This window comes from Agrobacterium tumefaciens (assembly GCF_017726655.1).
GTDB classification, from domain to species: domain Bacteria; phylum Pseudomonadota; class Alphaproteobacteria; order Rhizobiales; family Rhizobiaceae; genus Agrobacterium; species Agrobacterium tumefaciens_B.
In genome coordinates this window covers 1447811-1470158 of the sequence record NZ_CP072308.1, presented here as the reverse complement: position 1 = coordinate 1470158, position 22348 = coordinate 1447811, and the positions used below count along the sequence as shown (strand labels likewise).

Genomic DNA, 22348 nt, shown 5'->3' with positions numbered 1-22348 from the left:
GGGGTCATGCCGGGAGAGGGTAAAACAAACGACGAGACACGTCTGACGCGTTTTTAGTTGCCGCGCAACTGGAAATCCGGAAACTGCGGTGCGCCGCTTACCGATGCGATGACGGGCGCTACCTTCTGGTCGTTGGAGATTCGATTGACGGCGGCGGTCGTCGCTGTCTCATCGATGCCGGGCGATGTCGCCGCCGTTTCGGCAGGATGCGCTTCTGGCGCTGCCTGGTCGTAGGTGGCGACGGCTGTGCCGGGGGTCTGTGTCATCCAGGCAGGATTGGTGCTGACAAAGGTGACGGGTGCGCCGCCGAGCCAGGCTTCGGTGCGAACCAGCACGCGTCTGCCATCGACTTCACGCATTTCCGTGTGCTGCGTGCCGGGTTCGATCGAAGGGACGGCATAGCCATCCGCGACGGTCTTTGTCTTCATCGGTTGGCAGCCGGCGCAATCGAGGCGAACGAAGCTGCCATTCTCCACATGTACGCCATTGATGTATTCGATCGACGATGCCATCGCAGACCCGCTTGCCAGCGCGACAACAGCTGTCAGAAAAAAACGACGCATCGAAAAGCCCCCGAAAAAGATGGCGCGGCCTCGTACCCGAGACACCAGTTTCCATCCAGTATTGCGGGAAGTATTACGTGGCTTTCGTTTCCATCGGGTCAGCAAACTTGGTAAAAATTGAACGAAACCGTCAGTCGGCGTGATCGATGATGTCGGCTCAGGCCTTCTCGCGCGCAATGGCCTGCCAGCCGATGTCCCGACGGCAGAAGCCGTTTGCCCATTCCACCCTGTCGGCCAGCGCGTAGGCGCGCGCCTGGGCTTCCGTCACATTTTTGCCGAAGGCGGTGACATTCAGCACGCGGCCGCCTGTTGCGACGAGTTTGCCGTCCTTCAGCGCCGTGCCGGCATGGAACACTTTCGCCTCTTCGCTCGCCGTGGGAACATGGGCGATAGGGGTATTCTTGTCGTAGGCGCCGGGATAACCCTTGGAAGCGAGAACGACGGTCAGGGCTGCATCGTCGCGCCATTCCGCCTGCACCTTGTCCAGCGTGCCGGTGGCCGTCGCGTAGAGGATCGGCAAAAGGTCGCTCTTGAGGCGCATCATCAGCACCTGGCATTCGGGATCGCCGAAGCGAACGTTGTATTCGATGAGTTCGGGGCCCTTGGCCGTTATCATCAGGCCAGCGAAGAATACGCCGGAGAAGGGGTTTCCATCCTTTGCCATGCCTGAGATCGTCGGCTCGATGATTTCCTTCATGGTGCGCTCCACCATGGCGGGCGTCATGACAGGAGCGGGCGAATAGGCGCCCATGCCGCCGGTGTTCGGGCCAGTGTCCCCATCGCCGACGCGCTTGTGATCCTGCGCGGTGGCAAGGGCCAGTGCTGTCTTGCCGTCGGAAAGGCAGAAGAAGCTTGCCTCTTCACCGTCGAGAAAGGCTTCCACCACCACCTCGGCGCCGGCCGCGCCAAAAGCGCCGTCGAAACAGTCGTCAATGGCGGCAAGGGCTTCGGCCTCGGTCATGGCAACGGTTACGCCCTTGCCAGCGGCAAGCCCGTCGGCCTTGATGACGATCGGTGCGCCCTGTTCACGAACATATTGCTTCGCCGGTTCGGCGGATTTGAAACGCTGGTAAGCGCCGGTCGGAATATCGTAACGGGCACAGAGATCCTTGGTGAAACCCTTGGAACCCTCCAGCTGGGCTGCCGCTTTCGAGGGTCCGAAAGTGGCGATGCCGGCGGCGCGAAGATCATCTGCAAGGCCAGCGACCAGCGGCGCTTCCGGACCGACGACGACGAAGTCGATTGCCTTTTCTTTCGCAAAGGCGATGACCGCCGCATGGTCCTCCACGTTCAACTCCACGAGCGTCGCGTGCTCGGCGATGCCGGGATTGCCGGGGGCGGCGTAGAGTTGATCGAGCAGGGTGGACTGGGCGATTTTCCACGCCAGCGCATGTTCGCGTCCGCCGGAACCGATCAACAGAACTTTCATGGTCAATACCCCTGCGAATTCGCCAGTAACCTTGTGTCAGGGGCGTTAAGGGCAGGGGGGCGAAAGGTCAAGGAGAAAGCGCCACGAATGCCCGTCTTTCCCTTGATCGCCGCCTTTCCTGTGGAATCGTGAATGCCTCTTGTTGTCACGCCACAATCAGACATTATGGTCGCCGCTCCAGATATGACATCAGAGACCCACATGACCGCAGATAATGCCCGCCTCGCCTCGCTCATAGCCTCCGAAATCAATGCCCGCGCCGATCAGGTAAAGGCGGCGGTGGCCTTGCTGGACGAAGGCGCGACCGTGCCCTTCATCGCCCGTTACCGGAAGGAAGTGACGGGAGGGCTTGACGACACCCAGCTGCGCACGCTTTCCGAACGCCTTGTCTATCTGCGCGAACTCAATGCGCGCCGGGCTTCCATCGTCGATTCCATCAGCGGTCAGGGCAAGATGACAGACGCGCTGATGGTCAAGATCATGCATGCGGGCACGAAGGCGGAGCTGGAAGACCTCTATCTGCCATACAAGCCCAAGCGCCGCACCCGCGCGGAAATCGCCCGCGAAAAGGGTCTCGGCCCGCTTGCCGAAGCCATCTGGGAAAACCGCGCTGCCGATCCGGCGAAGCTGGCGGAGGCCTACCTCAAGGATGAGGTGGCTGATGTGAAGGCGGCGCTTGAGGGCGCGCGCGACATCGTTGCCGAAACCATGACGGAAAATGCCGAGCTTCTCGGCCGCCTGCGCGATTACATGCGCCAGAACGCCACCTTCCGCGCCAAGGTCGTGGATGGCAAACAGGCGACGGGCGAGAAATTTTCCGATTATTTCGACCATTCCGAACGCTGGGCAACGGTGCCTGGTCACCGCGCGCTCGCCATGCTGCGCGGCTGGAACGAAGAAATTCTGACATTGACGATCGATGTCGATGCGGATGATCCCTCGCCGGTGAAGCCGGCGCAGCGCACTATCGCCGCCGCCTTCGATATCCGCAACGTCGGGCCTGCCGATCAATGGCTTATGGATGTTGCGGGCTGGACCTGGCGCGTAAAGCTCTCCATGTCGCTATCGCTCGATCTGATGCGCGAATTGCGTGAGCGGGCGGAAGAAGAGGCGATCAACGTCTTTGCCCGAAACCTCAAGGATCTCCTGCTGGCCGCCCCGGCCGGATCGCGCGCCACCATGGGGCTCGATCCCGGCATCCGCACCGGCGTCAAGGTGGCCGTGGTCGATGGCACCGGCAAGCTGCTGGATACCTCGACGGTTTACCCCTTCCAGCCGAAGAACGACGTGCGCGGCGCGCAGGCGGAACTCGCCTTGCTTATCCGCAAGCATAATGTTGAGCTGATTGCCATCGGCAATGGCACGGGCAGCCGCGAGACGGAAAAGCTGGTCGCCGATCTTCTGGCGCAAATGCCGGCTTCCGCTTCCGGGGCAAAGCCCACCAAGGTCATCGTGTCGGAAGCCGGCGCATCCGTCTATTCCGCTTCGGAGCGGGCGGCGGCCGAATTCCCCAATCTCGATGTGTCGCTGCGCGGCGCGGTTTCGATTGCGCGCCGTCTTCAGGACCCACTGGCGGAACTGGTGAAGATCGAGCCGAAATCCATCGGCGTCGGTCAATACCAGCACGATGTCGATCAGGGCCGCCTCAGCCGTTCGCTCGATGCTGTCGTGGAAGATGCGGTGAATGCCGTCGGCGTCGATCTCAACACGGCCTCGTCGCCGCTTCTGGCGCGCGTCTCCGGCCTCGGTGCCTCGATCGCCGATGCCATCGTTGCCCATCGCGACCAGACCGGTCCCTTCGCCAGCCGCAAGGAATTGCTCAAAGTGCCGCGCCTTGGCCAGCGCACTTTCGAACAATGCGCGGGCTTCCTGCGCATTCCAAACGGCAAGGAGCCGCTGGATGCTTCGTCCGTTCACCCGGAAGCCTATGGCGTGGCGAAGAAGATCGTCGCTGCCTGCGGCCGCGATCTGCGCTCGCTAATGGGCGACAGCGCCACCTTGAAATCGCTCGACCCGAAGAAGTTTATCGATGAGCAGTTCGGTCTGCCGACCGTCAAGGACATTATTGCCGAACTGGAAAAGCCCGGCCGTGACCCGCGCCCGAGCTTCAAGACCGCGACCTTTGCCGAGGGTGTGGACGAAATCACCGATTTGAAACCAGGTATGTTGCTGGAGGGCACCGTCACCAATGTCGCGGCTTTCGGCGCTTTCGTGGATATCGGCGTGCATCAGGACGGGCTGGTGCATGTCTCGCAACTCGCCGATCGTTTCGTCAAAGACCCGCATGAGGTCGTCAAGGCGGGCGATGTCGTCAAGGTGCGAGTCGTCGAGGTGGATGTGAAGCGCAAGCGCATCGCGCTGACCATGCGCAAGGATGGCGGCGAGGCTGCGCCTCAGCCGATGCGGGAGAGGGGCAATGCAAACGCCATGCGCCACGCGACAGCCAAGCCCAAAGATCGCAACGAGGGGTCGCAATCCGGGGGCGCATTGGCCGCTGCTTTGGCTGAAGCGATGAAGCGGCGCTGACCTGCGGGTTGCACTGATTTTTTCGACTTAAGCCCTGCCGTACCTGCGGCGGGGCTTTTTGCGTGATGAAATCGTTCAATTTTTTTGAGATAAGACTATCTTGCAACTTATGCTGAAAGGAATACGGTCAGCAAAATTGATAAGTGAGACTTAGCAATTGGGGGTGCCATGGCGTCGTCTCTGCATGTTCTTCTCGGAAAGATAATCAAGAACGGTGATCTCACCGTCAATAGCCCGGCCGGAAGCCGCACTTTCGGAAATGGTGCTGGAAAAAAGGTGGTTCTCAACTTCACCGACGAAGCCGCCATGGACGAAATCGCCGCTGACCCGGCGCTAAAGCTTGCTGAAATGTATATGGAAGGCCGCGTGAAGGTCGCGGAGGGTGACATTTACGATTTCCTGGCGCTGGTCAAAAGCAATACGCTCAGCGAAGCGCTGTCCTTCGGCATGATCTGGCGCGGCATGGCCCGCATCATCGCCGCCCGCATCAAGATGCATTTGCCGGTCAACCACAACAAGAGCAACGTCGCCCATCACTACGATCTGAGCGCCAAGCTGTTCGATCTCTTCCTCGATGAGGACTGGCAATATTCCTGCGCTTATTTCAACCCGCCCGGCATCAGCCTTTATGAGGCGCAGGTCGCCAAGAAACGCCACATCGCCGCCAAGCTGATGACCGAGCCGGGCCAGAGCGTGTTGGAAATCGGCTCCGGCTGGGGCGGCATGGCTATGTACATCGCCGAAAGCGCCGGTGCCGACGTTACCGGCATCACGCTTAGCGAGGAACAGCTGCGCGTTTCCCGTGATCGGGCTGCAAAGCGCGGTCTTGCTGGCAACGTCCGCTTCGAATTGCAGGATTATCGCTACCTGCCGGCATCAAAAAAATACGACCGCATCGTCTCCGTCGGCATGTTCGAACATGTCGGGCCGACCCATTATCGCGACTATTTCGACAAGGTCGCGGAGGTGCTGGATGATAAAGGCATCATGGTGCTGCACTCCATCGGCCAGCCCTATCCGGCACTGGCGACCAACCCCTTCATCGAAAAATACATCTTCCCCGGCGGCTATATTCCGTCGCTGGCGGAAGTGTTGCCGGCGCTGGAAAAAGCCCGGCTGCTGGTGAAGGATATCGAAATCCTGCCCATGCATTATGCTCATACGCTTCGACACTGGCGGGAACGTTTCGTCGCACGCAAGGCAGAAGCGATAGCACTTTATGACGAGCGGTTTTTCCGCATGTGGGAGTTTTATCTCGCGGGCTCGGAAATGGCCTTCACGCACGAGAACTTCCACATCTTCCAGATCCAGATCGCCAAGGACCGCGATGCCGTACCGCATAATCGCGACTACATCGCGCAGAACGAGGCGAAACTGCTGGAGTTTGAAAAGACCCGCGCGCCGCTGGAAAAGGTGACGTTCTAGAGGCTGGGTATTCTCAATCGTCATGCCGGACCCGATCCGGCATTCAGCCAGCCCAAGTCCTTGGGCTGAAAAGAGTCTTCTCGCCGCGCCGACGCGCGTCGGCTGGATTTCGGCTCAACGCCGGAATGACGGAAGAGGTGATCGCCAGCTTTCTTCAAGCGCTGGTTAATCGAATGGAAAGACAATCCCTCTAATTCTACGGATACCTGTCTGTATTGCGTTTCTGGGGTTCTTTCATGTTCAAGCCATCAGCGGCCGTTGCCGCCTGTGTCGTATCGCTTCTAGCCGTGAGCAATGCCCATGCGGATGGCTGGTTTTCGGGCGACTGGTATCTGAAACTCGGCGGCGCCGGTTTTAGCGCGCCGAAGTACCAAGGCGATAACAAGAACGAATTCCGCTTCGCACCGATCATTTCCATGGGCCGTCAGGGTCAGGGCGCGCGGTTCACCTCGCGCAACGACAGCGCCTCGATTTCGCTTCTGGACAATGGCCCGATCAGCATGGGTCTCGCCGGCAAGCTGGTTTCCCCGCGTGACGAAGGCGATTCCGCCGATCTGAAGGGCATGACGCGTATCAAGCGCGGCGGCGAGCTTGGCGGTTTTGCCGAAGCTTATCCGACCGATTGGTTGCGCATTCGCGGCGAAGCGCGTCAGGGCATCCGCAGCCACAGCGGTGTGGTCGCCGATCTCAATGTCGATGTCTTTACCGATATCGCGCCCGGCATTCAGGTGTCGGCCGGTCCGCGTGCGACGTGGGTCAGCAGCAAATATAACGAGCGCTATTATGGCGTCAGCGCAGCACAGACGGCGGCCGGCGCGCCATCGCCATACAGCCCGGGCGGCGGCCTGCATTCCGCTGGCGTCGGCGCAGCCATCACCTGGAAGGTCACCGACAATGCCGAAGTCGGCTCGTTTGCCGAATATCGCCGTTTGACGGGTGATGCCGCCGACAGTTCGCTGGTGCGCGAGCGCGGTTCTAAGAACCAGTTCATCGTCGGCGTTCAGGCGAGCTACAAGTTCAATTTCTCGCTGCCCTGAGTGAACAGCCGATAAGCGCATGCAAAGCGCCGTCGCGAAACCGCAGCGGGGCTTTTTTGCATGCGTGGCGGGGTGCTGAAATCCATTCCGCTTTTTTCCCCGATGCTGTAGAACCAACCCATGGTTCACCACAGCGATTTGTCAGACCGCGTTTCCGACGCGCCATCCAACAACTGGGTCTATCGGATATTGCCGAGGGCTCTCTGGCCCTATGCGCAATTGGCGCGGTGGGACCGCCCCATCGGCTGGCAATTGCTGATGTGGCCGTGTTTCTGGTCGACGGCCCTTGCTGCCAATACAGCATTGGCGACGGGCGGCTTTTCCTGGGGTGTGCTGATCTGGCACCTGGTTCTGTTCTTCGTGGGATCGGTGGCGATGCGCGGCGCGGGCTGCACCTATAATGATCTCGCCGACCACAAGATCGACATGGCCGTGGCGCGCACACGCTCGCGGCCTCTGCCTTCCGGCCGCGTGAGCCGCGGACAGGCCAAGCTCTTTATCGTGCTGCAGGCGCTTGCCGGGCTTGTCGTGCTTCTACAGTTCAACAGCTTCGCAATCGCGACGGGCATTTTTTCGCTGGTGTTCGTGGCGATCTACCCTTTCGCCAAGCGCTTCACGCACTGGCCGCAGTTTTTCCTCGGCCTTGCCTTCTCCTGGGGCGCGCTGATGGGCTGGGCCGGGCAATTCGCTTCACTCGCCTGGCCGCCTGTCCTGCTTTATGTCGGCGCGATCGCCTGGACGATCGGCTATGATACAATCTACGCCCATCAGGACAAGGAAGACGACACGGCCGTGGGCATCGGTTCGACTGCGCTCTTGTTCGGAGAAAACACACATCGCTGGCTGGTTTTCCTTTATGGCACAGCCCTTGTCATGATGTTCCTGTCTTTCTGGACGGCGGGCGTTAACATCATTGCCTATGGTGGCCTTGTCGCTGCCGCCCTCATGCTGTTCCGGCAGGTCTGGGTGCTCGATATCGATGACGTCGACCAATGCCTCAGGCTGTTCAAATCCAACAACAGGGTTGGGATTCTGATTTTCGCTGGTCTCATATTGCCGCTCCTGCTGGCGTAAGCGGCGGGAATCTTGAGCATGAAAAAAGCCCGGCTGCGTTTTCCGCGCCGGGCTTTTGTGTTCTTGATCGGTCAAGATCAGTTACGGGCGATGATTTCCTTGCCCTCGATTTTCATGCTCATGCCGAGCGATCCGGTGGAGCGACGCACGAGGAAGCGCGGACGACGATCCGCGAAATAGGAGTGGCGGCGGCGTGGGCGGCTGTTCTTGGTGCGCACCTTGCCGAGATGTTCTTCCAGCGGACGGGCAACGCCATCGGCTTCCACCATCAGCATGGGAATGCGATAGGCTTCGGACCAGCTGCGCCAGTCGGCGGCGATATCGCAGAGATCGTGGGCCACGAGAAGAGGAACGCAGAGCTCTGGATCGTCATGGTGCAGTTCCAGCGTCACGGTAACCTGTCCATCGCCATGGTCGATGGCACGGGCGGCAACGCCCTTGAAAGCGCGGGCAGGCAGGGCGAAGGACAGAGGCAGGCCGGAAGAGGACAGAACCTTTCTCAGAACGGCACCGCGTTCATCGAGAGTGACGGCGACATCGGGCGCGCCATTGCCTTTTCCATAGGTGACCTGTTGCGGAAAACGTGCCGGGTCTAACCTGAGTGTGGCAACGGCCCAATCGGGCTTCAGAACGGTCTTGGTCATGTTTAATCTACCCTTGTTTTACCTGAGAGCCGGTTTCCGGTCTTCTCATCGGGACTTTTCGTCCTCTGATGTCAGGAGATTATCCGCCGCATGTTCGAGACTGCTTAAAAATCGCGGTTAAGAAAACTTTGCGTTCCCAGATGGTTAGCAAAACCCACCGTGGCATGGTTTCACTTCGGTAAAGCCAATTGGGACAATGCGATTTTTATCGCTGCCAAAAATGTGCTCTTTCAAGCTACGGGCAAGGCGCGTCATGCATGGTCATGCCAAGGCTTGCCGTGCGCCCGCTTGGGCGCGCAAGCGGTGAATTTCAAAACCGGAGCTTGGTGTCCCCGAGGGGATGCGCAGTGCTCCAGGGGGCTTCGGATGGTATCGACTTTTCTCAGCTACGACCTGATCAACCGCGATATGAAGGCGAGCATTTCGCGCGTGTCGCAGCAGGGGCTCGTGGAGCGCCAGACGAAATATTACAAGGAGAACATCGGCAATGTGAAAAGCGTCGATGAGTTCCTGAATAACTACCAGCTTTATTCCTATGCCATGGATGCCTTCGGTCTTGGTGAGATGACCTATGCAAAGGCCTTCATGAAAAAGGTGCTCGACAGCGATCTCAACGATCAGAACAGCTTCGCCAACAAGCTGACCGATGAGCGTTACCGCAAATTTGCCGCCGCCTTCAATTTCACCTCGTCGACGAAGACCGTGCAGACGGAAGCGCAACTCGACAAGATGATCGGCCTTTATGATGCCTCGATCACCAATCTGAACGATAGCCTCGCCGAAGAGACGCGGTATTACAAGGCGATCATCGGCACGGTCACCAATGTCGATCAGTTGCTGCGCAACGACCGCACGCGCGCCTACATCTTCCAGGTTTTCGGCGTCGATGAGAAGACTTATTCCTACGCCCACATCAAGGGCTTGATGACGAGCGATGTTTCCGATCCGGACAGCTACATCAACCAGAAATACGGTGCGGCTTATAATGATGCGGTCGAAAAACTGACGACGAAGGGCAATATCGAACTGCATGCGCAGGTCACGGACCGGATCACCGTGATCGACGCCCAGCTTGCCGGCTCAGGCCTCGCCGCCGATGAGCGTTCCAAACTGGAAGCCGAAAAGGCGACCCGGCAGGATCAGTTGACACAGCTGGAAGCGGTGCTGCCACCAAAAGATGAGTGGGAGGCAAAGCTCGCGGCCATCAAGGCAGAACAGACGACGCTGTCGAACACCGTCAACCAATATAACAAGATGGCGCAGCTGGCCAAAGCCTTCGAATTCAAGAATGACGGCACGGTTGTCGCCGGCGGGGCAATGACGGCCGACAATCTGAAAGCCGTCACGGACTCCTATATCGGCAGCGCCCCGCGCGTGACGCCGACCGTCGCGACGCTGAACCGGGATTATTTCGAATCGAAGATCGGCTCGATCACGACCGTTGACGACCTCATGTCGGATGCCCGGTTGCTCAATTACATCAGAACAGCCTTCGACCTCAATGGTCCAACGATCGTGCCAGCAACGATCAAAAACATCCTCACCACCGATCTTAGCGATCCCAACAATTACATCGCCACGGTGGGGAGGAACGACAAGCGTTACCTGGCACTCAAAAATGCGTTCAATTTCCTGCCCGACGGGACGCTTGCGGCCGGCACGACGCCGCAGACCACGGCGCAGACCGCGACCACGACCAGCGGTTACATGACCTATTACAACGATGCCGACGAAGCAGCCGACGCGAAAGCGCTTTCACTCTTCAAGAGCAGCATCGGCAAGGTAACCAGCGTCAAGGATTTCCTCGGAACCAACGCCGTCTATAATTATGCGCTGAAGGCTGTCGGGCTGGACCCCGCGAGCGTCAATATTTCCGATATTCGCAAGGTTCTCACCAGCGACCTTCAGGACAAAAACAGCTTCGTCTACACGCTGAAGGACGATCGCTATGTGAAGCTTGCCGAACTTTTCAATTTCACGAAGGACGGCGCGATTGGTTCACCCACGCTGGCACAGTCGGAAATCGAATTGCAGACGATGTCGGCCGATTACATCAAGAAGAAGTCTGCTTTCGGCACCGAGAAGGATAAGGAAGCCGCAAAGGCTGAGGCAAAATACTTCGCAAGCGAGATGCAGAAGGTCAAGACGCTGAGCGAATTCCTGGCCAACGACCGGCTGACCAAGTTCGCAATGGAATCGCTCGGCATCGACCCCAAGAGCGTCAAGAAAGACCAGTTGCAGAAAATATTCACGTCAAAGCTCGACGACAAGAACAGCTATGTGAACAAAGACATGGATCCGGTCTTCCGCCGCCTCGTCACGGCGTTCAATTTCGATACGGACGGCAAGCTTCTGAATGAAGACCGTAGCGTGATCCAGACCCGGCGCGGCCTCTACGAAACGCTGGACAATTATCTGACGCAGACGCTTGAGAAGCAGGCGGGCGAGGAAAACGCCGGCGTGCGATTGGCGCTGTATTTCAAGCGCATGGCGGCCAGCACGACATCCTATTATTCGATCCTGGCCGATACCGCGATCCAGAATTTCATCAAGACGACCTTCGGCATCCCCGACGAACTCGGCAATGCCAAAGTTGATACGCAGGTGGCGATGATGAAGAAGTACTTCGACATCAAGGATTTTCAGGACCCGGCGAAGGTCAAGAAACTGATTGCCCGTTTCACCATCATGTATGACAACAAGCAGAACGTCGCCGATCCGATCATGACCCTGTTTAACGGCAGCGGCTCGGCAGGCATCAGCGGCGATACGTTGCTTGCCGTCGCGACGCTACGGGCACGATAGGCTGACACGAAGGCCGGAAAGGTCCGGCCTTCGCCACCCTTACCACCCCGGCAACATATGCCCGGCGCGCAGGCGCGGCATCTTTGGAAATGTCTTCACGTCACTGTCCATTTCGTCCACGACGGTCATCGGCGAGATGTTGTCGAGGCAGGCTGTGATGTGGTCGGTGATCGCATTTACCAGCGAGGGTGATAGGCCCGGCCGTTTCATCAGACCGATCTGCACCGGCGGAAGGGGCGGAAATCCATCGGCAGCCGTCAGGACTTTCATGCCGGTGCGCAGTGCCGATTCCGGCAGAACCGAGACGGCCATGCCGGCGAGCACAGCGGCGGCGACGACGGTCGATGACCAGCTGGTAAACAGCACCTGATAATCCCGCCCGTCAGCGTCGAGCGCCGAGCAGGCAAGCTGGCGCCAGTGGCAATCCCGTCGCCCGACAGCGAGCGGCACGGGCGCATCATCCTTCAGCGGATGATTGGCGGAGCCGACCCAGCAGAGCGGCTCGGTGCGCACCACATCGGAGGAGCGTGCGCGCGGATTATGAGTGACAAGGGCGATATCCAGTTCGCCGCGCGCCATTTTTTCCGCAAGGCTGACCGACGGTTCACAGACGATATAAAGCTCGACATTCGGATGGGTCTTGGCGAAACGGCCGATGATCTCGGGCATGTAACGGTCGGCATAGTCATCAGGCGTGCCGATGCGCAGCGTGCCTTCCAGCCTGTTATCATCGAAAGCGGCTATTGCTTCGTTGTTGAGGCGGATGATGCGGCGGGCGTAGTTCATCAGCTTTTCACCCTCCGCCGTCAGGCGGTTACCACGCCCATCCTTGGCGAACAGCTGTTTGCCGATGCGCTCTTCCAGCCGCCGCATCTGCATGGAGACGGCCGATTGCGTTTTGAAAACGCGGTCCGCGGCCTTGGTGAAACTACCGGTGTCAACGATCGCGATGAAGGTATGCAGCTGGTCTATGTCGAGAGGTGCGGACATGGAAGTTCATCCATCAGAATGATTGATGTCTCACATTAGAAACATTCGTTGGACTGATCAATAGTCCTGCGACATTTTGACACCAAGCAAATCAGTATCAACCCGGGCCGGCCTGGTGTCAGCCCCCCAACTCAAGGCAGCTTCTCGCGCGTGGTGCGTCGGGGGCGGTGCCGCATCGTGCCGTTACGAAAGGATATGTATCATGCGCACGGCAGAACGGAGAATGGAACTGGAACTCGTAACCGCACGGCCGGGAGACGTTTGGCGTCGCGCCGCTGTGCTCGGTGTTTCCGGCGTTAAAACCGTCGCCAAGCGCATCTACAACCGTATCGTGGCGAATGGTCTCACGGACCTTGATGACCGTCTTCTTGCCGATATCGGGCTTGTGCGGTCGGATGTCAGCGATGCTCTCAATACCGGCCTGTTGGAAGATCCGACAACCCATCTCACCCGGGCCGCGCGCGACCGCGCCGTCACGCGTTTCAAGACGCTTTGAAATTCCGCCTCCGACAGACCTCCAGCTGCCGGACGCGGCCTCCAGCCGCAAGGTTTTCCCCGCAGGGTGATTTGCCAATAGCCCTGCCTTTGCCCGGTGTCAGGCCCCTCGGCCGCACCGGGCTTTTTTATCGCCTGGCCTGAACTGACTGCCCGTTTTTCCGGCAAAACCTCAATATTGATACTCTTCGAACACCGGCAGCACCGAACCGCCCCAGCGGCCGTGATAAAGCGCCAGCAGGTCTTCGGCGAGCGTGGTCTTCTTGGCCAGAACCTCGTCGAGCGAAGACAGGAACACGGTCTCGTCCTGGCCTTCGCCATTCAGCCGTTTGCGGTTTTTCAGGCCGGTGCGGGAAATGTCGAGAACCTCGCGGGCGATACCAAGAAGCGACTTGCCGGCAATCTCTGCATTGAGCCCCTTGGCCGGTACGGCGTTGCGAAGCGCGATCACCTCGTCGAAACTCCAATCGGCGGTCAGCGCATCGGCAGCGTCCAGCGCTTGCCTGTCATAGAGAAGGCCGACCCAGAAAGCGGGCAGGGCGCAGATGCGCCTCCACGGCCCACCGTCGGCACCGCGCATCTCAAGGAAACGCTTCAGGCGCACATCGGGGAACAGCGTCGAGAGATGGTTCGTCCAGTCACCCATGGTCGGTTCCCATGCGGGGATTTCGCCCTTCAGCGCACCGTTCATGAACTGGCGGAAGGTGACATGGGTGCAATCGTGATATTTGCCGTCGCGCACGATGAAATACATCGGCACGTCGAGCGCCCATTCGACATAATCCTTGAAGCCGAAATCGTCGTTGAAGGTGAAGGGCAGCACGCCCGAGCGGCGATTGTCGGTATCGCGCCAGATATCGCCGCGCCAGGAGAGAAGACCGTTCGGCTTGCCCTCGGTGAAGGGCGAGGAGGCGAAGAGCGCCGTCGCCAGCGACTGCAGCTTCATCGAAACCCGCATCTTCTGGCGCATGTCGGCTTCGGATGAGAAGTCGAGATTAACCTGGATGGTACAGGTGCGGTACATCATGTCGAGACCCTTGGTCCCGACCTTGGGCATGTAGCGCGTCATGATCGCGTAGCGCGATTTCGGCATGCGCGGCGTCTCGTCATAGGTCCACAGCGGGCTGCCGCCGATGCCGAGGAAACGAATGCCCATCGGCTCTGCCACTTCACGCAACGTCGCAAGATGCTGGTTGGATTCCTTGCAGGTCTGGTGCAGGTTTTCGAGCGGTGCGCCCGATAGTTCGAACTGGCCGCCCGGTTCGATGGAGATGGCGCCCATGCCGTGCTGTTCGCCAAGGCCGATGATGTTTTCACCGTCCATGATCGGCTCCCAGCCGAGCTTTTCCTGCATGCCCTTCAAAAGGGCTGAAATGCTGGCCTCGCCGAAATAGGGAACCGGGCTGTTATCCTCGCGGAAAAAGGCGAATTTTTCGTGCTCGGTGCCGATGCGGAAATCGGCTTCAGCTTTGTTACCGCCCGCCAGATAATCTGTAAGCTCCGTCACGGAGGAGAGGGGGGTCTGGTCGGTCGTGTCGCGTGCCATGGCTTACCTTGTTATGACGTCTCTGTTGCGGCGAGGCATATGATTGGCAGATAGGGCCGGATCATATCCGCTGGCAAATGAATTTCTTTTAAAGATGCATGAAGCGCAATGGCTTCCCTCAGTTCCAGTCCCCGATGCATGCCTGAATGACGGCAAGGGCGGCGACGGCGGCGGTATCGGCGCGCAGAATGCGTGGCCCAAGCGGTATGGGGGTCACAAAGGCAAGGCTGCGCAGAAGCGCGCGTTCCTCCTCGGAAAAGCCGCCTTCCGGCCCAACCAGCAGCGCAAGTTTACGTTCCTTCACGGCTTGCAGGACCGGTAGCGGATTTTGCCCCGCATCCCCTTCGTCGCAATAGATGATGCGCCGGTCTTCCGGCCAGGTCTCCAGCATCTCTTTCAGCTTCACCGGCTCTGCCACTTCGGGAAGAGACAGGATGCCGCATTGTTCGGCGGCCTCGATGGCATTGGCGCGCAGCTTCTCGGTGCTGTGGATTTTGCCCTGAACGTGCTGCGTCATCACCGGTTGCAGCACGCCCGCTCCCATTTCGACCGCCTTCTGGATGAGATAGTCCATCCGGCCGACCTTGAGCGGGGCAAAGAGGTAGTGCAGGTCGGGGGCCTCTGGCTGCCGACGTGTCTGTTCGACAGGAACGAGCACGATCTTCTTGCGGCTGGGGAAGGAAAGCCGGGCCTTCCACTCGCCATCGCGGCCGTTGAACAATAGGATTTCCGCGCCATCGGCCAAGCGCAGAACATTGGCGAGATAGTTGAATTGCTCGGCTGTCGCTTCCTGCCCGACCCCTTCGGCAAGAGTGTTTTCGATATAGAGACGTTGCATCCGGAAATTGGCGCGCATGGGATTTTCTGTATTCAGAGGAAGAGGAAGGACATGAGCCAATAGAGCAGCGCCGCAAGCGTTGCACTTGCCGGCACAGTGACCAGCCAGGCAGCGATGATCGTCATGAAGTGCGAGCGGCGGACAAGATAGCGCCGGCGCACTTCGGATGGATTGTCCGCATATTTGTGAGCCCGGCGGGTTGGCTGGCTGGCTCCCGTTTGGACCAGCTCCTGCCGCCGCCGTGACGATTGCGTGTACCACTCGCGGAAGAAGCCGACACCGAAAACCGCGCCGATCGCCGTATGGGTGGTACTGACAGGCAGGCCGAAGCGCGACGCAACGAGGACGGTCAGCGCGGTCGCAACCGAAACACAGAAAGCGCGCATCGGATTGAGCTTGGTGATCTGCTCGCCGACGAGGCGGATGAGACGTGGGCCATAAAGAAGAATACCGCAGGATAGCCCAAAGGCGCCGACCAGCATCACCCACAGTGGTGCGCGGGCCGATGTGCTGACAGCTTCATCATGCAGCGCCCGCACGATGGCGACCACGGGGCCGATGGCGTTCGAGACGTCGTTTGCGCCATGCGCGAAAGACATGAGCGCGGCGGCGAGAACCAGCGGCCACTGGAACAATATCCTGAGGGACTGGTTGCGGTTTTCCAGTCCCTGCGACTGCTTGCGGATGATCGGCACGCAGAGCCGCCAGGCAAGAATGCCTGTCACCAGTCCTATGAGGCTTGCGTGACCAAGGGACACATGCGTAAGCTGTCGCAATCCGACCCAGATAAGGTAGGCCATGAAAACACCTGCCATCAGGCCGATGAGAACGGGAACCCACAGCCGCGCCGAGCCAATCTTGTCCTCGCGGTAGATGATGAATTCCTTGATGAAGGCAAGGATGGCAATTGCGATCAAGGCACTGATAAAGGGGGCGAGCACCCAGGCAAACGCGATGCTGGCCAGCGAGTACCACTCGACCGCCTTTGCGCCATAGGCTGCCATGCCGGCGCCCGCAACGCCGCCGACGACCGTGTGGGTGGTCGAGATTGGCGCCCTGGTCCAGGTCGAAATGTTAACGAGCAGACCGGCGGCGAGAAGCGCCGATAGCATGGCCCAGGAAAAGGCGGTCCTGTCGGGGATGGTCCCGATATTGATGATGCCGCTTGAAATGGTCTCGACGACGTTGCCGCCCGTGATCAACGCGCCGGCAATCTCGCAGATGGCGGCAACGATAAGGGCGACAGCAAGCGGCATGGCCTTGGAGCCGACCGCAGGGCCGACATTGTTCGTCACGTCGTTCGCACCGATGTTGATCGCCATATAAGCGCCGATGGCCGCAGCAACGATGATGATGATCGAACCGGCTGTGCCCGTCACGAAAGCGCCGGCAAAGAGCGCCGCAAGAACGACAAACATGAAGCCTGCGCCAATACCGGCAAGCTGCTGCGTGACATGCAGCGTCGCCTCTTCGACACGGGTCAGCTTGTCGAGATCCTTGTCGAGCGTCGGCTTCATGTTCGATGGCGGCTTCGTTGCCATTCACACCTCGTTTGCCAGCATTCCCTTTCGTCCGGCAGCGTCGCAGGTTGAAGGCAATTTACAGAAAGACTGTTACATCTCGCACATCTTTCCAAAAGGAAAGCCGGTAAGTGCGATGTCGGAGATCAAACTCCATCATGGCACTGCTTCGCTCGTAACGCTATTTCGAATGCGCCATCCGTTTGTCGAAAGCGAGCATGAGTGCTTTCAGTTCCGGCTCGTTCACCCGTTTGCCAGCTTCCCGGGGGCTGACCCATTCCAGCCGTCGGGACTCCTTTTCGGGAAAGCTGTCCTGCATCTCGGAAACCTTGAGCAGATGCACCTGAACCCTGCACGGCACGTTGATGCCGCTGTTCAGCTTTTTCTCGTAGCCGTAATAGCCGAAGGGGGCCTTCTCGACAGTGCCCTTGACGCCGGCTTCCTCATAGGCTTCCTGCTCGGCCACCGCATGCGCCTTCTTGTGGGCCATCGGCCATCCCTTGGGAATGACCCACCGTCCGGTGTCGCGACTGGTCAGTAGCAGGACTTCGGGCTCCGCATTGGTCTCGGACAATCGATAACATAGCGCCGCATATTGCTGTCGCGGCGGTCTGCGCAACATCAAGCCAACGTCTGTCGCCAATCGATTCAAGATTTTCAACCCGAATAGGTCCTCTCTGTCGTGCGGTGATAACAGATAATATAGGGACGCCTGAGATTCGGCCAATCCCCTTTCCCCATAACCCACTGCTGTCTTCATGCTAAGGGAGCTTTTTGGCAGATTGTCAGGGTCAATTGGCGAACAAAGTTTCGACCGGGTGGTTCCCGGTCGATCAATCGGAGCAGTAAGGTGCTTCTGGCCCACATTCATGCCACGCGACTGCAACCCTGTGATGACACATTGCAGGCGTTGTTTCAGGCGGGGTTCAGACCCCAGTGCCTCAGGCCCTCGATCACGCCGTCTGCTTCTGTCGCGGCAGCGCGGAAAAACCTGTCGTCCTGATCGGCGAGGGAAGCGAGCTCCGGCAGGGCATTGCCGACAATCACGCCGCGCACGGTCGGCAAGTCGAACATCGCCTTGTCGTTGCCCGTATCGCCCGCAACGACCGCTTCATCGACGCCGATTCCGAGTTGCCCGCACAGCCAGGCAAGGGCAGCGCCCTTGTCGGCCGCTTTCGGCAGAATATCGAGGTCGCGTCCGCTGGAATAGACGATGCGGGCGTCGATCTCGGCCTCCGCGAGTGCCGTCTCGATCTCACTCAGGGCCGTTTCATCGGCGTCATGCAGAAACCAACTGGATTTTAGACCATGCTGGTAGCGCTCTTCCTGCATCGTCACGCCCGGAATTGCAGCCATCACCTCAGCTATTCGGCCAGGATCGAACCCGTTGCCGAGAGACCTGGTGTAGGCAGTTCCAAGCGCTTCGTGTTGTCTTGCATGCAGCATCGTGCCGACGCCGCCGATGATGTAATCGGGCTGCGGCAGCGGCACCTCTTCCAGAAGGGCACGCTGGTCGTCGACCAATCGTCCGCTGTTGAAGACAAGAAGCGGACGATCGTCGTCGGGCAGCGCGTGCCAGAAGTCGCGGAACCGCCGCGTGGCGTCGTTATCGCCAACGACGGTTCCGTCCAGATCGGTGGAGAAAAGGCGAACCTGTTTCAATCGCCGTCATTCCATGGTTCGGCCCAGTCCGCTTCTTCCAGAACCGGCATCATCGTTCTGCCTTCCACGACGGCCAGAAGCTGCTGGGCAATTCCCGTCCAGGTGAACAGGCTGCGCGCCTTATGCGCCCCCATGCGGGAAAGCCGCCCGTAAAGCCGCTCGTGCTTGAACGGCTTCATCATGGTGATGCCGAGATCTTCCTTGTCGAAAGGATCGGCAAACAGCGCATGACGACCATAACTGACAGCGCGGAATAGCCCGCCATGGATAGTCACGACGGTCGGCGTACCGCTCGCCATCGCCTCGATGGCCGTCATGCCGAAAGGCTCGTAACGGCTGGAAAGCACGAACAGATCGGCAGCGCGATAGATATCCGGCAAATCCTCATCGGCGACATAACCTGAAAAGGCCACCTTATCTTCCAGCCCGAGCGATTTTACCCGCTCCTTCAGCTGATTAAGGATCGTGGTTTCCTGCTCATCCATGTTCTCGCCGCCGACGGCGAGGTGCAAGCGGGCTTCCGGCTCGCGTTCGGCCAGAACCGAAAAACCGTCGATCAGCAGATCGTAGCCTTTGTTGGTGGCCAGTCGCCCAAGCGCCAGCACCACCTTGCCCTCGAAGCCGAAACGCTGGCGGATCATCTGTCGTGTCGCATCCGAAACGGGGAAAAAGCGGTTGTCGTCATATCCCGGTGGGATCATGTGGATATGCTTGCGCTTCTGGCCGTAATCCTCGATCAGCACGTCGAGCTGCACCGGCGTGGTAGCGATGACCATGTCGCAGCTGCGGTAGATGATGAGTTCGTGCTGGATGCGCTCCTTGAAATTGAACTCCAGTTCGAACGTATCGGACTTCTCGGGATAGTCCGTTTCCATCTGGCGTTTTTTCCAGATCCCCAGCGAATGCGGCGTATGCAAATGCGGGATTTTCAACGCTTCCGAAAGTCGCTGACCGGCAACGCCGGCGTCCCAGTAATGGCTGTTGATGAAGGAGTAGTTGAGGTCGTTTTTCTTGATGAAACGCAGTGCGTTTTCACACCATTCCATCAGGTGGCGGTGCAGGTATTCCTTGGGAATGAAGTCACGTCCGCCGCAGGGGATGCGCACCACACGGACGCGCTCATCAACCTCGTCGAATTCCGGCTGGTCTTCGAAGCGGCGGGTATAAAGATCGACGGTGTAACCGAGTTGGCCGAGTTTGCGTGCAAGCTCAAGCACATAAACCACCTGCCCCCCGGTATCAGCCGCGCCCAGTGGCGGATGCGCGGCGACATAGCCATGCGTCGATATGAGAGCTATCCGCGGATAGCGTTCAGTTTCGCTCGTGGTTGTCATGGGTCCCATCTTGGTAAATTTTTCCAATTAACCCGGTAAAAAGTCCAAAGGGCACAAAAGGTTCCATCAAAAACGGAACAAAATGGATCGCGCGTTTCGCCGTGAAGCGGTTTCAGCCGCTGCGCTGCTGCTGTCGGAGGCGGGAAATCCGGTCCCATTCGCGGGCCTGATGGGCCTTCGCCGTCGTTTCCACAATGAAGTCGATATGCCCTTCCGCCGCCATCCTTGCCGCGACCGGATCAGCCGCGGCGATGGCATCATGAATGGCGACATGTTGCCGTAAAACCTCGTCATGCGCGCCGGCGATGGAAAAGATGAGGTGACGGTTGTAGAAAATGTCGTCGCTGAGGAGCCGGTAGCAGGAGCGCAACGTATGCATCAGCACGATGTTATGCGCGGCTTCCCCCACCGCATTGTGGAACTCGACGTCGCCGGAGAGCTCGTCGTCAAAGCGACCCTCCTCATGGGCTTCGCGCATCCTGTTAACAATCGCGGCAAGGTTGCGCCGGTCCGGTTCTGTTGCCCGCTGTGCGGCAAGTTCGGCGGCCATGCCTTCGATGGTGCGTCTGTATTCGAGAAAATCCCGCGTCGCCCGGCTGTGGCGGGTGATCAGCGCACTCAATGGATCGGAGAATACCGGGCCAACGATATCGGCCACATAGGTGCCGCCGCCATGCCGACTCACAAGAAGGCCCCGGCTTTCGAGTTCCTTTAACGCTTCCCGCAGGATGGGCCGCGAGACGTCGAGGCGTTGCGCCAGTTCGCGCTCGCCGGGCAGTCGGTCGCCATCGCGCAAAATCCCGTCGAGGATCAGTTCTTCGAAACGTAAGATCACCTCCTGCGATGTGCGGCTGTGCTCGATGCGCGCAAAAAGCATTTCGTCCATCGCAGAAGTCCCCGGCGAAATCCGCCCGTGTTTGATATCATGCAAGGTATCAGGCAAATCTCGCACTGGTCAAATATTCTGTCCAGTTCTGTCTCGCGCTGTATCAATGCCTGCGGCAACACAGCATCTGCCTTTTTGAACTGGCTTTTGTTAAAGCGGTCGCCGACAGGGTCATGGCGGCGGATTTTTCCGTCAGGTGGATCAAAACAGTGACATCGGCGTCGATCGTGGTGTTGTCATCACAATCGATGCCTTAGACATCAGCCATAAAAGCGGGGACGGTATCGCAATGGCAAAGGGTAGATTCGCATTCGCAAGCGCGCCGGAACGGTCGCTGGCATTGGGCGAGGTGCATGCGCGGCCGACGGTGCTGCTTGCCCCGTCGCGCATCATCATTCAGCTTGCCTTCATGATGGATGGCGGCTCGTCCGTGCACCATTCGGTCATCGCGGAGATGTCGCGCAGCCGCGGTGTTGCCCCGCCGGAACGCGATGCGCGTCACCACGCCATGCCGTGGGGGCAGGGGACATTGCGCTGGGAGCGACATACCGAATTCTCGACCTGGTTCTGGGACGGTCCAGCGCCGGAAAAGTTCGGCGGCGAGATTGCCGGCGATCCTTTCGGCGACGGCTTTTCGCCGCCCGGTTCGCTGATCTCGGGCGTGCGGCTGGAAATTCGCCCGGAGAATGGTTCTACCTCGCAGGCGGAAGCAATCTTCGAGCCCACCAGCCTCTGTCATAGCGACGTGCGCGACGGTCAGGCGGCGATCCTCACCGATTTCCGCCAGGATCGCGACGGGCTGACGCAGATATTGGTGATCGACCGAGGCCTCAGCGATTACAGCCGCGGCGCGCTGGTGCAGCGCCTGCTCGACATCGAGACCTATCGCACGCTCGCCATGCTCGGACTGCCGATGGCGCAGACGCTGTCGCCGGAAATCCGCCGTATCGAAGATGGCTTGACCGGCATCACCCAGCGCATGAAGAGCGACGCCCGCGACGAGGCCGATGCGCTGCTGGCCGAAATGACCCGGCTTGCCGCCGAGTTGGAGGCCAATGCCGCGCTCAGCCTCTATCGTTTCGGCGCCAGTCGCGCCTATGACGGCATCGTGCGCGAACGCATTCGGGCGCTCGCGGAAACGCCCGTTCAGGGCCATGAGACTATGGGCAGCTTTCTGGAAAGGCGCATGGCACCGGCCATGCGCACCTGCCAGTCGGTGGAAGAACGACAGGCCAACCTGTCGCGCAAGCTCTATCGCGCCACGGCTCTGGTTCGAAGCTGGATCGATGTGGAACTGGAACGGCAGAACACCGTGCTGCTCAATACCATGAACAAGCGCGCCGCCATGCAGCTTCGCCTGCAACAGACGGTGGAAGGTCTGTCCGTCGCCGCGATCTCCTATTATGTCGTCGGGCTCATCGGCTATCTTACCAAGGCGATCAGCCATGACGTGTTGCCGGTCGATCCCGCCGTCGTCACCGGTATCTCCGTTCCCTTCGCGGTGCTGGGCGTCTGGTGGGTCGTGCGCCGCATCCGCCGCTCCCATGCCGAGGGCGGCCATTAGGATCACGGTA

The 22348-nt window shown here is 59.4% G+C and carries 18 protein-coding genes; 7 read left to right on the top strand and 11 right to left on the bottom strand.

What is annotated here, in order from left to right; translation table 11 throughout:
- Window positions 1-53: 53 nt before the first annotated feature.
- Both AT6N2_RS07360 and purD read right to left on the bottom strand, forming a co-directional pair.
- Window positions 54-563, bottom strand: a complete 510-nt coding sequence (locus AT6N2_RS07360; RefSeq protein WP_209085148.1) for a plant virulence effector HPE1-like domain-containing protein — start codon at window positions 561-563, stop codon at window positions 54-56.
- Window positions 564-720: 157 nt separating this feature from the next.
- Window positions 721-1992, bottom strand: coding sequence for a phosphoribosylamine--glycine ligase (purD, locus tag AT6N2_RS07355; RefSeq protein WP_209085146.1), 1272 nt, complete (start codon window positions 1990-1992; stop codon window positions 721-723).
- Window positions 1993-2193: 201 nt separating this feature from the next.
- Here purD and AT6N2_RS07350 point away from each other — a divergent pair, with 201 nt between their 5' ends.
- From AT6N2_RS07350 to ubiA, 4 genes are all read left to right on the top strand, one after another.
- A complete protein-coding gene (locus AT6N2_RS07350; protein ID WP_209085143.1) occupies window positions 2194-4518 on the top strand; it encodes a Tex family protein in 2325 nt (774 codons plus the stop codon).
- 168 nt (window positions 4519-4686) lie between these two features.
- Window positions 4687-5943: an SAM-dependent methyltransferase gene (locus AT6N2_RS07345; protein WP_209085140.1), complete on the top strand. Its 1257-nt coding sequence runs from the start codon at window positions 4687-4689 to the stop codon at window positions 5941-5943.
- Window positions 5944-6179: 236 nt separating this feature from the next.
- Window positions 6180-6980: a MipA/OmpV family protein gene (locus AT6N2_RS07340; RefSeq protein ID WP_063947806.1), complete on the top strand. Its 801-nt coding sequence runs from the start codon at window positions 6180-6182 to the stop codon at window positions 6978-6980.
- A 120-nt stretch (window positions 6981-7100) separates the two neighbouring features.
- Window positions 7101-8054, top strand: a complete 954-nt coding sequence (gene ubiA / locus AT6N2_RS07335) for a 4-hydroxybenzoate octaprenyltransferase (protein WP_209085137.1) — start codon at window positions 7101-7103, stop codon at window positions 8052-8054.
- Between the two features lie 77 nt (window positions 8055-8131).
- Here the strand turns inward: ubiA and AT6N2_RS07330 are convergent, their stop codons facing one another.
- Window positions 8132-8698, bottom strand: a complete 567-nt coding sequence (locus AT6N2_RS07330) for a DUF6101 family protein (RefSeq protein WP_209085135.1) — start codon at window positions 8696-8698, stop codon at window positions 8132-8134.
- Window positions 8699-9064: 366 nt separating this feature from the next.
- Here AT6N2_RS07330 and AT6N2_RS07325 point away from each other — a divergent pair, with 366 nt between their 5' ends.
- The gene (locus AT6N2_RS07325; RefSeq protein WP_209085132.1) at window positions 9065-11503 is read left to right on the top strand and encodes a DUF1217 domain-containing protein; all 2439 of its coding nucleotides are present in this window, start codon (window positions 9065-9067) and stop codon (window positions 11501-11503) included.
- Between the two features lie 39 nt (window positions 11504-11542).
- Here AT6N2_RS07325 and AT6N2_RS07320 read toward each other — a convergent pair whose 3' ends face one another.
- Window positions 11543-12493, bottom strand: a complete 951-nt coding sequence (locus AT6N2_RS07320; RefSeq protein ID WP_063947680.1) for a LysR substrate-binding domain-containing protein — start codon at window positions 12491-12493, stop codon at window positions 11543-11545.
- A 202-nt stretch (window positions 12494-12695) separates the two neighbouring features.
- On the opposite strand from AT6N2_RS07320, the gene AT6N2_RS07315 reads away from it, so the two are divergent.
- The gene (locus AT6N2_RS07315) at window positions 12696-12989 is read left to right on the top strand and encodes a DUF1127 domain-containing protein (protein WP_209085130.1); all 294 of its coding nucleotides are present in this window, start codon (window positions 12696-12698) and stop codon (window positions 12987-12989) included.
- 171 nt (window positions 12990-13160) lie between these two features.
- On the opposite strand, the gene AT6N2_RS07310 is transcribed toward AT6N2_RS07315, so the two are convergent.
- From AT6N2_RS07310 to AT6N2_RS07280, 7 genes are all read right to left on the bottom strand, one after another.
- Window positions 13161-14534 (bottom strand): glutamate--cysteine ligase, encoded by a 1374-nt coding sequence (locus tag AT6N2_RS07310; protein ID WP_144575731.1) that lies wholly within the window; start codon window positions 14532-14534, stop codon window positions 13161-13163.
- Window positions 14535-14652: 118 nt separating this feature from the next.
- Complete coding sequence (locus AT6N2_RS07305) at window positions 14653-15390, bottom strand: 16S rRNA (uracil(1498)-N(3))-methyltransferase (RefSeq protein ID WP_209089559.1); 738 nt, start codon at window positions 15388-15390, stop codon at window positions 14653-14655.
- Window positions 15391-15404: 14 nt separating this feature from the next.
- Window positions 15405-16913, bottom strand: coding sequence for an inorganic phosphate transporter (locus AT6N2_RS07300; protein ID WP_209089556.1), 1509 nt, complete (start codon window positions 16911-16913; stop codon window positions 15405-15407).
- 160 nt (window positions 16914-17073) lie between these two features.
- Window positions 17074-17514, bottom strand: coding sequence for an NUDIX hydrolase (locus AT6N2_RS07295; RefSeq protein ID WP_063947685.1), 441 nt, complete (start codon window positions 17512-17514; stop codon window positions 17074-17076).
- A 293-nt stretch (window positions 17515-17807) separates the two neighbouring features.
- Entirely contained in the window at window positions 17808-18554 is a 747-nt protein-coding gene (locus tag AT6N2_RS07290) for an HAD-IIB family hydrolase (RefSeq protein ID WP_209089554.1), read from the bottom strand.
- The gene (locus tag AT6N2_RS07285; protein ID WP_186376678.1) at window positions 18551-19897 is read right to left on the bottom strand and encodes a glycosyltransferase family 4 protein; all 1347 of its coding nucleotides are present in this window, start codon (window positions 19895-19897) and stop codon (window positions 18551-18553) included. Before AT6N2_RS07285 ends, AT6N2_RS07290 begins: the two co-directional genes overlap by 4 nt.
- Window positions 19898-20000: 103 nt before the next feature.
- Window positions 20001-20774 carry a FadR/GntR family transcriptional regulator gene (locus AT6N2_RS07280; RefSeq protein ID WP_063947687.1) on the bottom strand — a complete coding sequence of 258 codons (774 nt, stop codon included), beginning with the start codon at window positions 20772-20774 and terminating at the stop codon, window positions 20001-20003.
- Between the two features lie 289 nt (window positions 20775-21063).
- Between AT6N2_RS07280 and AT6N2_RS07275 the strand changes: the two genes are divergently transcribed.
- Window positions 21064-22338, top strand: coding sequence for a DUF3422 family protein (locus AT6N2_RS07275; protein WP_144575721.1), 1275 nt, complete (start codon window positions 21064-21066; stop codon window positions 22336-22338).
- Window positions 22339-22348 lie beyond the last annotated feature (10 nt).

Coding starts and splice junctions, on each gene's coding strand:
- AT6N2_RS07320 (WP_063947680.1), bottom strand. CDS start 12,493: ATGTCCGCACCTCTCGACATAGACCAGCTGCATACCTTCATCGCGATC.
- AT6N2_RS07360 (WP_209085148.1), bottom strand. CDS start 563: ATGCGTCGTTTTTTTCTGACAGCTGTTGTCGCGCTGGCAAGCGGGTCT.
- AT6N2_RS07275 (WP_144575721.1), top strand. CDS start 21,064: ATGGCAAAGGGTAGATTCGCATTCGCAAGCGCGCCGGAACGGTCGCTG.
- AT6N2_RS07350 (WP_209085143.1), top strand. CDS start 2,194: ATGACCGCAGATAATGCCCGCCTCGCCTCGCTCATAGCCTCCGAAATC.
- AT6N2_RS07330 (WP_209085135.1), bottom strand. CDS start 8,698: ATGACCAAGACCGTTCTGAAGCCCGATTGGGCCGTTGCCACACTCAGG.
- AT6N2_RS07310 (WP_144575731.1), bottom strand. CDS start 14,534: ATGGCACGCGACACGACCGACCAGACCCCCCTCTCCTCCGTGACGGAG.
- purD (WP_209085146.1), bottom strand. CDS start 1,992: ATGAAAGTTCTGTTGATCGGTTCCGGCGGACGCGAACATGCGCTGGCG.
- AT6N2_RS07280 (WP_063947687.1), bottom strand. CDS start 20,774: ATGGACGAAATGCTTTTTGCGCGCATCGAGCACAGCCGCACATCGCAG.
- AT6N2_RS07340 (WP_063947806.1), top strand. CDS start 6,180: ATGTTCAAGCCATCAGCGGCCGTTGCCGCCTGTGTCGTATCGCTTCTA.
- AT6N2_RS07315 (WP_209085130.1), top strand. CDS start 12,696: ATGCGCACGGCAGAACGGAGAATGGAACTGGAACTCGTAACCGCACGG.
- AT6N2_RS07345 (WP_209085140.1), top strand. CDS start 4,687: ATGGCGTCGTCTCTGCATGTTCTTCTCGGAAAGATAATCAAGAACGGT.
- AT6N2_RS07300 (WP_209089556.1), bottom strand. CDS start 16,913: ATGGCAACGAAGCCGCCATCGAACATGAAGCCGACGCTCGACAAGGAT.
- AT6N2_RS07305 (WP_209089559.1), bottom strand. CDS start 15,390: ATGCGCGCCAATTTCCGGATGCAACGTCTCTATATCGAAAACACTCTT.
- AT6N2_RS07295 (WP_063947685.1), bottom strand. CDS start 17,514: ATGTTGCGCAGACCGCCGCGACAGCAATATGCGGCGCTATGTTATCGA.
- AT6N2_RS07325 (WP_209085132.1), top strand. CDS start 9,065: ATGGTATCGACTTTTCTCAGCTACGACCTGATCAACCGCGATATGAAG.
- AT6N2_RS07285 (WP_186376678.1), bottom strand. CDS start 19,897: ATGGGACCCATGACAACCACGAGCGAAACTGAACGCTATCCGCGGATA.
- ubiA (WP_209085137.1), top strand. CDS start 7,101: ATGGTTCACCACAGCGATTTGTCAGACCGCGTTTCCGACGCGCCATCC.